Below are 11,038 nucleotides of genomic sequence, written 5' to 3'. Positions count from 1 at the left end.
CGGCAGCTCAACCTCATCAATGGTCACCAGCACGACGCGATGTCCGGCGCGTTGCAGCTCCACCAGCACTGCGGCGGTTGCATCGGTGATGAGTGCGGTTACAACAACTACAGTGCTGCCCATCGGAAATCGTGACGTTTCGGCGCGCAGCAGGCGGGCGAAGTTGATCGACGCAATCGGCGAGAGCTTGGCCAGGCCGGCCAGCACCTCGCCGCGCTGGCCGGGGCTGCGGCTGGGGCGAACACGGAGCGGCTGGTCTGAGCCACCGCTGACACCATTCGCGTAGACGCCAACCGTCCGCCGCTCATCGAGCGCGCGGATAGCGAGCGACGCGGTCACGGTGATGGCGTCCTCGGCGCGCTCATAGTCGATGCCCTCCCAGTAGTGCTCGAACGTGTCGAGATTGAGAAAGACGCCGAACTGAATCGTCGTCGTCGGCTCGAACACCTTGGATTGCAGCGTGCCGGTGCGGGCGGTTGCCTTCCAGTGCACATGGCGAAACGAATCTTCGGGGCGATAGTCACGCACGCCGACGACGCGCGACGGATCGGTGATGACCATTCGGCGGGTCGACTGCTCACCGAACAGATGGCGGGGCGGAATGCCGATCTCCGCCAACTGCACGACGCGCGGATAGACGAGGATCGAGGTGAAGTTCTCCAGCGATCTGCTGGCAGTGAAGAAGCCGAACAGATCGCCCGAGCGCATCAGCGTCGGGCCGAGGAAGAACTGACCGCGTACCGGGCAATGAATGTGGAACGTCCAGCTGACGCGCTCATACCAGCGCATGGCGGTCGTGATCTGGAGAACGTCGCGACCCGGCACACCACTCGGCTGGCTCTGCTGCTCAAGGATGCGAAGGTCATCCGGCAACTGATCCTGAATCTCCAGCCATGGCAGCGGCAAGAGCTTGCGGTTCGCGACGGAGACACGCATCCGGGCGTCCTCGCCGGGAAACAGGCGATCGGTCTCGATCGTGCGGGTGATGACGACGCCGCGCAGTGCGAACCGTGCCCACAGCCAGGCACCACCGGCAGTGACGAGGGTCAGCAGTCCCAGCAGCGTCGGGGCACGCTCGCGCAGCACCATACCGAGCAGGACCAGCGCGATGGCGCTCCAGACCCAGACACTGCTGAAGAACAGCGAGCGGGCGCGCCCTGTGCCGGTGAGCGCTTCGTCCTCTCCGCCGAGCCGCTCACGCAAGCTCGACAGGAACTCGAAGGGATTCCAGGATCTCATGCAGAATGCTCGGGGTTGTGCGCCCACGCAGGCGCGCATCTGGGGAGAGCATCAGGCGGTGATTGAGCACCGGCTGAACCATCGCCTTCACATCGTCGGGGATCACGTAGTCGCGGCCACGCAGAGCCGCCAATGCCTGTGAAGCGCGGAACAGCGCCAGCGTGCCGCGTGGGCTGACGCCCAGCTCGATGGCGTCGTGCTCGCGTGTGGCGCGGACGACGGAGATGATGTAGGTGCGCAAGTCCGGTTCAACGTGAATCTCGCGGACCTGCCTGGCTGCGTCGACCAGATCGTCCGGCGTCGCCACCGATTCGAGCGTGTCGATCGGGTGGGCGCGCTGTAGCCGCACCAGCATGTCCGACTCCTGCTCGGCGTCGGGGTAGCCAACGGAAATACGCAGCAGGAAGCGATCGAGCTGCGCTTCCGGCAGCGGAAACGTACCTTCAAGCTCGATCGGATTCTCTGTCGCCAGCACGAGGAACGGTCGCGGCAGCGCCATCGTCTCGCCGTCGATCGTGACGGTGCGCTCTTCCATCGCCTCCAGCAGGGCTGCTTGCGTGCGTGGCGTGGCGCGGTTGATCTCGTCGGCGAGCAGGACATTCGAGAAGACCGGGCCTGCGCGGAAGACGAAATCCCCGAGCTTCTGGTTGTAGTAGCTCAGGCCAGAGATGTCGGACGGCAGCAAGTCGGGCGTGAACTGCACGCGGCGCAAGTCGCCGCCGATTGAACGCGCGATCGAGCGCGCCAGCATCGTCTTGCCAACGCCCGGAACGTCCTCCAGCAGCGCGTGGCCTTCACAGAGCAGTGCGACAAGGATCAGCTCGCTGACATCCCGCTTGCCGACCATCACCCGATCGACGTTGTCCATAATCCGCCGACCAAAGTCAGCAATCGCGCCGGTCTGACTCATCTTGCGTGTGTCTTCATTTCCTGGAATCGAACAGAACTGACGGAAATTTGGCTATCACTATATCATCGTAGTTGACGCCACCCGCTCAGGCGGAAAGCCTTCCCCGCGACCTACACGGCGTGGAACATACACGGGCAGGACTCGTCGGTGGTACACACATCCTTCCTCACCCAGATTAGCGTTCAACTGCTCGACGAGCGCGCGGTATCCAGCGTGGACATCGGCGGGCTGGACGGCATGTCGCTTCTGGTCGGTGGCGTAGTCGTGCTGGTGGCATTGCTGGCGGTCCAGTGGCTGATCTTCCATCGCCGCGCCGGGAAGGAGCATGGTGGAGAGCTCAGCGCGGTTGAGGTCGATCGCTACGCAACGATCTTCGAGAGCGCCAACGAGGGCATCGTCGTTCTCGACCCGGACGGCAATGTCACGGAGATCAACCCGGCTGCCTGCCGCCTGTTCAACGTGAATGCACGAGCTGTCATCGGCATGCCCGCGACCGAGCTCGGCCTGCTGAGCGTCGCCGAAATCCGCCTGCTGCCGAAACTGCACCGCCAGGACAATCCGCAGTCTGTCGTGCGCCAGGTCGGCAACCGGGTCGTCAGCACGATCGTCAGCCCGCTGCGCACCGTCCCCGCCCGACGCCGACGGGCAGAGTCGGTCTGGCTGCTGCGTGATGTCACCGAGGCCGTCCGCATGGAAGAGACGCGCAACGAGTTCATCTCGGTCGTCTCTCACGAGTTGCGCACGCCGATGACGGCCATCAAAGGCTTTACCGACCTGCTGCTTGATGGCGACGCCGGCAACGTCACGCGCCAGCAACGCGAGCTGCTCACTGTTGTGCAGGGCAACGCGAACCGCCTGGTCAACCTGGTCAACGACATGCTCGATATGTCGCGGATTGAATCCGGGCGCATTCAGCTCGACCAGACGGCGGTCGATGTCATTGCGGCCATTCGCAACGTCGTGCGCAGTCTCCAGCCCGTTCAGGAAGCGAAGAACCTCAACATCCTGGAGGAGTTAGACCCAACCGCGCCGCGCGTCTATGCCGATGAGGCGCGTCTGACGCAGATCCTGACGAACCTGGTGGCCAACGCCTACAAGTACACGCCTGACAATGGCTGGATCACTGTCCGGGCCGAAGTGCTCGACACGTTCGTCGCGGTCAGCGTGTCGGACACCGGTATCGGCATCCCTGCCGACGCCCTTCAGCACGTCTTCACCAAGTTCTTCCGCGTCGAGCATCCCACGACGCAAGCGGTCAGCGGCACCGGGCTGGGCCTGGCCATCACGCGACTGCTGGTCGAGCGGCACGGCGGACGAATCACCGCCGCCAGCCGCGAAGGGGTCGGGACGACGGTGCGGTTCACGTTGCCAGTCGCCCGCGACCGCTGGGCCGATGGCAACGGCGAGGGTGAGCCGCCGGTTGTGCTCGTCGCGACAGCCGACCCGCGCGACCGGCGCGCCTGGGGGGAGAGTATTCCGGCGCTGACAATCTATCCGCGCTCACAGTCCGTTCGTGCGATCGTCGGCGAGGCTGAGCTCCATCGTCCTGCGGTCATCGTCATTCGGCCACAGGCTGCCCGAGCGGGCCTCCAGCTCCTGCTGGACGATCTCGACGCGGTGCCGGAGTTGGCAGACACACCGCTCGTGCTCGTTGGTGGCACGTCGCAGTCGTTGCGCGAGACGGCGCGGCGCGTGGTGTTTCTGCGCAGTGACGCCGGCCCGGACCACGTCTCGGCCGTCGTGCGCGACCTGCTCCCGCATGGCGACCCCGTGCCGCAACGCCGCGGGCGGATTCTGCTGGGCGTGAACGACGGCGGCAACGGGGCAGCGCTGTACGACCGGCTGGATGCCGCCGGTTTCAACGTGACGCAGGTGCGAGATGGTTTGGCCGCGATCGTGCGCGCAATCGAGATGCTGCCGGATGCGATCGTGATTCAGGATGATCTGTATCGCCTCGATGCACAGGCGGTGTTGCATCAGCTGCGCGAATACCCGGGCACCGAGCAGATCCCGGTGATCGTCGTCGCAGGTGCCGGTCCGATTGATGCAGCAGCGCTGCTGTCGGCGGGTGCGTCAGATATCATGGCGGCACCGATTGACAGCGACGCGCTGGTCGCCCGACTGACTGACCTGACCGAGGCTCCGGCTGACGAGGTGATTGACCTGAGCGTCACGACGCTCTGATCGCAACGCCAGGGGGCATTCATCGAAGAGGGAACCGATCGATGGACCTCACCGAATGGGACTCACTCCTTCGGATTGCCACCGCCATCGTGCTCGGTGGGATCATCGGCTACGAGCGCGAGTTGCTTGACAAGAGCGCCGGTCTGCGAACGCACATGCTCGTTTCGCTCGGCGCGGCGCTCTTCATGGTCGCCAGCATCCTGATTGTCCAGGACTTTGCCACCGGCGAAGGAGCCAGCCGCCTCGACCCGACCCGCATTGGGTCAACGATTGTGACCGGCGTCGGCTTTCTGGGTGGCGGCATCATCTTCCGACAAGAGTCGCGCGTCCACGGGCTGACGACCGCAGCAGGGCTCTGGGTCGCAGCGGCAATCGGGATGGCCTGTGGCGCGGGCTACTTCATCCTCGCGATCGGCGGCTCCGTGATGACGGTCGCCATCCTGGCACTGATCCGCCCGCTCGAACGACGACTCGACAGCAGGGATGACGCGAAGGACTGAGGGGCTTTTCGGCGACAGGCTGTCAATTCGGCAGCGTCCCACAGTCTCAGTCATTCAGATCGCAGTGATGTCGTCAGGCATCGGTGACGGCTCGCTCGACTGAAGGATTCTCTGCAAGCAACCTATCGATGAGACCTGTTGCGGGCTTTGATTGGGCCGGATTCGATCGCCGTGGTGGCGGCACCCGGGTCGCGTCGGTCGCGCACGAGCCACGAGCGCAGTCGTGCGTCGATCTCGTCGGCGGGCCAGGTCGATGCAGCGTAGCGCCCGGCAACCTGCCGCTGCCGCAGCGCTTCGTACAGCGACACGGCGCAGGCAACCGACACGTTCAGCGACTCGACCATGCCCATCATCGGGATATAGACGCAGCCATCGGCTCCATCCACACCTGCCGGGCTGACACCGCGCGTCTCATTCCCGAATACGAACGCGATTGGAGCAGTCAGGTCCAGGTCGTAGAGATCGACCGCGTCATGGGTGAGTGACGTGGCGTAGATTCGGTATCCACGCTCGCGGAGGGATGCGTAGCAGTCGGGAATTGACTCGTGGTTATGCAGGTCGAGCCAGCGCTGGGCGCTGGCCGCGACGCCCTTGCTCAGCTCGGGGCGCTCATCGACGCCGTAGACCAGGTGAGCGCCGGACACGCCGACGGCGTCGCACGACCGCAGCATGGCGCTGACATTGTGTGGATCGTGCACGTCTTCGATGACAATCGTCAGATCGGGCTGGCGGCGCTCCAAGGTGCCGCGCATCCGGGCCAGTCGTCGTTGTGTAATCGGTCGATCGTCCTTCGTCATCTCGCCTCAATGTGGATCCAGCGTGCCGGTCAGATAGTCGGTAATTGTGTCAGGAATGGCGACTGCGCGCAGGACGTGTCGCGAGCAAGCGTGGCGCAGGCTTTGACGAGTGCGGCGTCGATTTCGTATAGTATGCGCTGGCCTCCGTCGAGCGCGGGCGAAGCGTTGCTGGGGCCATTGCGCATTGAGAAACAATCCCAGAGGCGGAGGACTATCAGATGCCAAAGAGGACGTACCAGCCGAAGCGAATTCCGCGCAAGCGCGAGCACGGCTTCATGAAGCGCATGAAGTCGCGCGGTGGACGCGCGGTGCTGGCTGCCCGTCGTCGCAAGGGCCGTCACCAGTTGTCGGTCAGTGACGAGCGCAAGCCAACACTGAACAAGTAGCGACGGCTATCTTGCTCGTGCCTGGCCCACCCGACACCGGGTGGGCCATTGCCGTTTCAGGCACGGTGACGCCATGATCGCACGCGAGTTTCGCATCCGTCGAGAATCCGAGTTCGAGCGCGTTCGCGCCCGCGGGAAGAGCTGGTCCAGCCGCACGCTCGTCCTCATCGCGCTGCCGAGTGATGGCGCGACGAACCGCTACGGCTTTGCGGCCGGCAAGCGGCTCGGCAACGCTGTCGCGCGCAATCGCGCCAAGCGACTGATGCGCGAGGCGGTGCGGACGCTGCATCCGCAACTCCGACAGGGCTTTGACATCGTCCTGATCGCGCGCAACAGCGTCAATGCCCAGACAACGGCCACCGACATCGCGTCCGATCTGGAGCGAGTTGCACGTCGAGCCCGCCTGCTGGCGCAGCAGGATGACGAGAGCGCGACGCAATGAAGCGCCTGCTGCTCCGGCTCATCCGTGGCTACCAGAACTGGGTCTCGCCGATGCTGCCTTCGGCCTGCAGATTTCAGCCAACTTGCTCGGAATATGGCTACCAGGCTATCGCCAAGTACGGTATCATCCGAGGCGGCGCGATGGCGATATGGCGTGTTTTGCGTTGCAATCCATTCAATAAGGGCGGCTACGATCCAGTTCCATAGTCCGACAGCCGCGCGCCAACACATCACCGACCGGCCGGGGCCGCACAATGGCCACGTGCCACGCACAACATGGACGAGTGTGACTGTCGCTGCCTGGTGCACCGACATCCGCGCCACGAATTTTGGTTAGGACATTCCACCTGCATGGGTATCTGGCACGGCTACGTCGATTTCATTGAGTGGGCGCTGCGGGAGATTTCGACCTACACCGGCAGCGTTGGCCTGGCAATCATCGTCTTCACCATCTTCCTCAAGACCCTGATGCTGCCGCTGACGGTCAAGTCGATTCGATCGACTGCCGCCATGCAGGAGCTTCAGCCGAAGATCAAGGAGCTGCAGAAGAAGCACTCCAAGGATCGGCAGAAGGTCACCGAAGAGACGATGAAGCTCTATCAGGAGTATCAGATCAACCCGGCAGCCGGGTGTTTCCCGATGCTGCTGCAGATCCCGATCTTCTTCGGCCTGTACTTCGCCGTCCGCCATATCTCAGATGACGGCGGCGCGTTCCTCTGGATTCCCAATCTCGGCGAGGCTGACCCACTGAAGATCCTGCCGATTGCCGCCGGTGTCTTCCAGTTCATCCAGACGAAGATGATGCGGCCGCATAATGCGCCCAAGGCCAGCGACCCGCAGCAGCAGATGATGAACACGATGATGAACTTCATGCCGCTGATGGTCGTCTTCTTCGGCTGGACGTTCGCGGCCGGCGCTGTGCTCTACTGGGCAACACAGAGCGTCTACTCGGTCATCCAGCAGTGGTTCATCACCGGCTGGGGCTCGATGAAGAACTGGTTCCCGTGGCTGCCGGAGATGCCGGAGCATCGCCGCCTCGGCCATCGCAAGCCGGTCGAACGCGTTGAAGTCGCGGAATACCAGCCCAAGGGCGTCATGGGCATGATGCAGCGCCGCATGAAGGAGATGGAGGAGCGCCAGCGCGTCGCAGCGGAAGCGCGTGGTAAGCAGCCATCGTCTTCAGGATCATCAGGCTCGTCGGGATCTTCGGGGGCATCTTCGAAGAAGAAGTCCAGGGCGCAGGCAACGACGAGCGATGACAGCGTGCCGCAGGTGAGCGGTGCATCGCCGCCGGTCGACCCGACAGCAAGCCGAGTGATGACCGGGCGCGCACGCTCATCAACGCAGAACGATCAATCTGGACGATAGGCCGAGCAGACCCGAGCCTCGGCACGACGAAACGCAACAACGACAGATGGGGGCGGACATGGATCGCATGCGCAGCGTTGAGATTCAGGCGCGCTCGGCAGATGAGGCCATTCGCCTCGCGCTCGAGCAACTGGGCACGACGCGCGACAAGGTCGATGTCCAGATCCTCGCCGAAACCGAGGATGACATCTACGGTGAGGGCGAGGTCCTCGTCCACGTCGAGCTGAAGGGCAACGTCGCCCTGCCGCGTGGCGACCGCCAGCCACCGCACAGCGGCGGCGCTCGACCGCGCCAGACCGATGGACGACCACGCGATAGCCGTGGCCCGCGTCAGTACGCGCAAGGGCGACGCGGCGGCCGGGGCGGCGCGCCGGGTGCATCGACCAGCTCATGGCGTCCACCGGCCAACGCGCAGCCGCGTCAGCCGTCGGCCGCGACCGATGAGGCCACGATTGAGGCCGAGGCGCTCGCCAAGCAGGTCGTCCGTGACTTGCTGGACCGCATGGGCGTGCACGCCGATGTCATGGCCGTCGACAACCCGTCCGTCATGCCGGTCGGCAACGATGAGCCACTGACCGTCTTCATCGACATCATGGGCCGCGACCTGGGCATGCTGATCGGACGACGCGGTGAAAACCTGGCACACCTCCAGTACATGATCAATCTGCTGGTCAACAAGCAGAACGAGGACTGGATTCGCGTCATTGTCGACATCGAGGGCTACCGCACGCACCGCGAGGAGTCGCTGATCGGGCTGGCGGAACGCGTCGCACGGCAGGTTGCGCGCAACAATCGACCGATCGCGCTGGAGCCGATGCCGGCCAACGAACGCCGAATCGTCCACATGACTCTCAAAGAGCTGTCCGATGTGCGGACGGAATCGAGCGGCGAGGGCGAAAACCGCCGCGTCACCATCTTTCCGCAATAGCTGAATGGCGAACCGCGTACCCGATGTCGTTGTCATCGGGCATTTGACACTCGACCGCACGCCCGAAGGGGATGTCCTGGGCGGATCGGTGCTGTATTCGGCACTGACTGCCGCGCGTTACGGTGCGCGGACGGCGATCCTGACACGTGCCAACCTTGACATCCTGCCACCCGACCAGAAGCAGGTGCTGACCGACATCTCTTCGGAAATCGAGATCATCGTCCAGTCAAGCAAGTCGACGACGACGTTCACCAACGTTGACGTTGGCGGACGTCGGCAGCAGTCGCTGCATGCCTGGGCTGAGGAGATCGACCTGAACGGCCTGCCGCCGCTCTGGCGCAGCGCTGGTGTCATTCATCTCGCTCCGGTCGCGCAGGAGATCGACCCACGCCAGGTCAGCCGCCTGGCTCCGCGCGTACTCGGCACCACGCCGCAGGGCTGGATGCGCCTCTGGAATCGGACGTCGTTCGGGCGGATCAGGCTGGACCAGCTCCGACTGCCGGCTGAGCTTGTCGCACGCATCGACGTGCTGGTCGTCTCGCACGAGGAATCGGTGGCAGCGCGCGATACGGTCGAAGCGGTCGGACAGCGCGGCCTCGCGGTCATCACACGCGGGGACCAGGGCGCGCGCGCAATCGACCGCGGACAGCGCCGTGATGTGCCGTTCTATCCAGCACGTCCGGTAAACACGGTCGGCGCTGGCGATGTCTTCGCCGGTGGGTTGCTGGCGGCGCGAGGGGGCGGCGAATCAGTCGCGGCCAGCCTGCGCTATGCCGCCGCCGCTGCCGCGCTGAAGGTCGGCGGCGAAGGCGTCACCTCGGCTCCATATCACGCAGATGTCCTTGCCCGCATCGAACGAGATCGCGACTAACCGTACTCCGAGGACAGCATGTATCTGGACACCATCGCCGCGATTGCCACGCCACAGGGCGAAGGGGGCATCGGCATCGTCCGCCTCTCCGGGCCGGACGCCGGCCGCATCGCGGCTACGCTCTTCCGTCGCGGCAAGCGCGGCGCACGCGTTGCGCCCGATGACCTGCCGAGCCACACGCTCGTCTACGGCACGGTTGTCGATCCAGCAGACGGTCGGACGATTGACGAAGTGATGATCGTCCGCATGATCGCGCCACGCACCTACACGCGCGAAGAGGTCGTCGAAATCAGCTGCCACGGCGGCTACCTGCCGGTCCGACGCGTGCTGGATCTCTGCCTGGCGCACGGCGCGCGACTGGCGACGGCCGGCGAGTTCACGCTGCGCGCGTTCCTCAATGGCCGCATCGACCTCAGCCAGGCCGAGGCCGTGGCGGGGGTCATCTCGGCGCGCACCCCACGGTCGCTCGATCTGGCCGTCGCCGAACTGCGCGGCCAGCTCACCGAGCGCCTGCGACCGGCGCGCGACACGCTTGTCGAGACATTGGCATACCTCGATGCGGCGGCCGATTTCCCCGACGACGAGATCCCGTCCTTCGACCTGCCACCGGCGCTCGTTCGCGCAGAGGCTCAGCTCGCCAAGGTGATCGCGGCGGCAGGTGCCGGGCTGCTCTATCGCGAGGGTATCCAGATCGCAATTGTCGGGCGACCCAACGCCGGTAAGTCGAGCCTGCTCAACCGTCTGCTCGGCTCCGACCGCGCGATCGTCACCGACATCGCCGGGACCACCCGCGACGTCATTGCCGAAACCATCACCCTGCGCGGCATACCGGCGACGCTGCTCGACACAGCCGGTATTGCCGAGACGGAAGACCTGATCGAGCAGATCGGCATCGACCGCTCGCGACAGGCGCTGGCAGCCAGCGGCATAGCCCTGTTCGTCATCGATCGCTCGCGACCGGCAAACCCCGAAGATCGCGAGATCGCCGCGATGCTGGCCGACCGGCTAGACGATGGCGGCGTCGTTGTTGCACTCAACAAGCGCGACCTGCCGACTGCGTCAGACCATGCGGAAACGCTCGCAAAGCTGCCGGGTGCGCCGACCGTTGAAATCTCGACCCGCACTGGTGAGGGCATCGACGCGCTGCTGGACGCGCTCCACGGTATCGCGACATCGCAGGCCGGCAGCAGCGGCGAACCGGCGCTAGTCACCGTACGCCAGCTCGACGCCCTCCGCCGCGCCCACCAGCACGTCATCGCAGCCATCGAAGCCAGCCACGCCGGCGTCCCGCTCGACCTGCTGGCGATCGACATCCGCGCCGCCCTCCACGCCGTTGGTGAAATCACTGGCGAGGCGGTGGACGAAGCGGTGCTGGACGAGATCTTCAGTAGATTTTGTATTGGGAAGTAGGGAC

The 11,038-nt window shown here is 64.7% G+C and carries 12 protein-coding genes; 9 read left to right on the top strand and 3 right to left on the bottom strand.

Annotated elements, in window-relative coordinates; translation table 11 throughout:
• Both M9890_14030 and M9890_14025 read right to left on the bottom strand, forming a co-directional pair.
• The coding region (locus M9890_14030) for a DUF58 domain-containing protein (protein MCO5178072.1) at nt 1–1,239 on the bottom strand (1,239 nt) is incomplete at its 3' end.
• On the bottom strand, nt 1,196–2,149 hold the full coding sequence (locus M9890_14025) for a MoxR family ATPase (protein MCO5178071.1): 954 nt from the start codon (nt 2,147–2,149) through the stop codon (nt 1,196–1,198). The genes M9890_14030 and M9890_14025, both read right to left, overlap by 44 nt.
• 147 nt (nt 2,150–2,296) lie before the next feature.
• Here M9890_14025 and M9890_14020 point away from each other — a divergent pair, with 147 nt between their 5' ends.
• On the top strand, nt 2,297–4,333 hold the full coding sequence (locus M9890_14020; GenBank protein MCO5178070.1) for an ATP-binding protein: 2,037 nt from the start codon (nt 2,297–2,299) through the stop codon (nt 4,331–4,333).
• 41 nt (nt 4,334–4,374) lie between these two features.
• Nucleotides 4,375–4,833 carry an MgtC/SapB family protein gene (locus M9890_14015; GenBank protein MCO5178069.1) on the top strand — a complete coding sequence of 153 codons (459 nt, stop codon included), beginning with the start codon at nt 4,375–4,377 and terminating at the stop codon, nt 4,831–4,833.
• Between the two features lie 122 nt (nt 4,834–4,955).
• Here M9890_14015 and M9890_14010 read toward each other — a convergent pair whose 3' ends face one another.
• Nucleotides 4,956–5,630 carry an RNA methyltransferase gene (locus tag M9890_14010; GenBank protein ID MCO5178068.1) on the bottom strand — a complete coding sequence of 225 codons (675 nt, stop codon included), beginning with the start codon at nt 5,628–5,630 and terminating at the stop codon, nt 4,956–4,958.
• A gap of 218 nt (nt 5,631–5,848) precedes the next feature.
• Between M9890_14010 and rpmH the strand changes: the two genes are divergently transcribed.
• From rpmH to mnmE, 7 genes are all read left to right on the top strand, one after another.
• Nucleotides 5,849–6,016: a 50S ribosomal protein L34 gene (rpmH, locus tag M9890_14005; protein ID MCO5178067.1), complete on the top strand. Its 168-nt coding sequence runs from the start codon at nt 5,849–5,851 to the stop codon at nt 6,014–6,016.
• Nucleotides 6,017–6,089: 73 nt separating this feature from the next.
• Entirely contained in the window at nt 6,090–6,458 is a 369-nt protein-coding gene (rnpA, locus tag M9890_14000; GenBank protein MCO5178066.1) for a ribonuclease P protein component, read from the top strand.
• A 50-nt stretch (nt 6,459–6,508) separates the two neighbouring features.
• Nucleotides 6,509–6,664, top strand: coding sequence for a membrane protein insertion efficiency factor YidD (yidD, locus tag M9890_13995; GenBank protein MCO5178065.1), 156 nt, complete (start codon nt 6,509–6,511; stop codon nt 6,662–6,664).
• A 144-nt stretch (nt 6,665–6,808) separates the two neighbouring features.
• Entirely contained in the window at nt 6,809–7,825 is a 1,017-nt protein-coding gene (locus M9890_13990; GenBank protein ID MCO5178064.1) for a YidC/Oxa1 family membrane protein insertase, read from the top strand.
• A gap of 58 nt (nt 7,826–7,883) precedes the next feature.
• Complete coding sequence (locus tag M9890_13985) at nt 7,884–8,753, top strand: KH domain-containing protein (GenBank protein ID MCO5178063.1); 870 nt, start codon at nt 7,884–7,886, stop codon at nt 8,751–8,753.
• 4 nt (nt 8,754–8,757) lie between these two features.
• Nucleotides 8,758–9,624, top strand: a complete 867-nt coding sequence (locus M9890_13980) for a PfkB family carbohydrate kinase (GenBank protein MCO5178062.1) — start codon at nt 8,758–8,760, stop codon at nt 9,622–9,624.
• 18 nt (nt 9,625–9,642) lie between these two features.
• Nucleotides 9,643–11,034, top strand: coding sequence for a tRNA uridine-5-carboxymethylaminomethyl(34) synthesis GTPase MnmE (gene mnmE, locus M9890_13975; GenBank protein ID MCO5178061.1), 1,392 nt, complete (start codon nt 9,643–9,645; stop codon nt 11,032–11,034).
• Nucleotides 11,035–11,038: the final 4 nt, after the last annotated feature.

The organism is Thermomicrobiales bacterium, from assembly GCA_023954495.1.
Lineage (GTDB): Bacteria > Chloroflexota > Chloroflexia > Thermomicrobiales > CFX8 > JAMLIA01.
The sequence above is the reverse complement of the archived record's forward strand: the minus strand, read 5'-3'. Positions and strand labels throughout refer to the sequence as shown.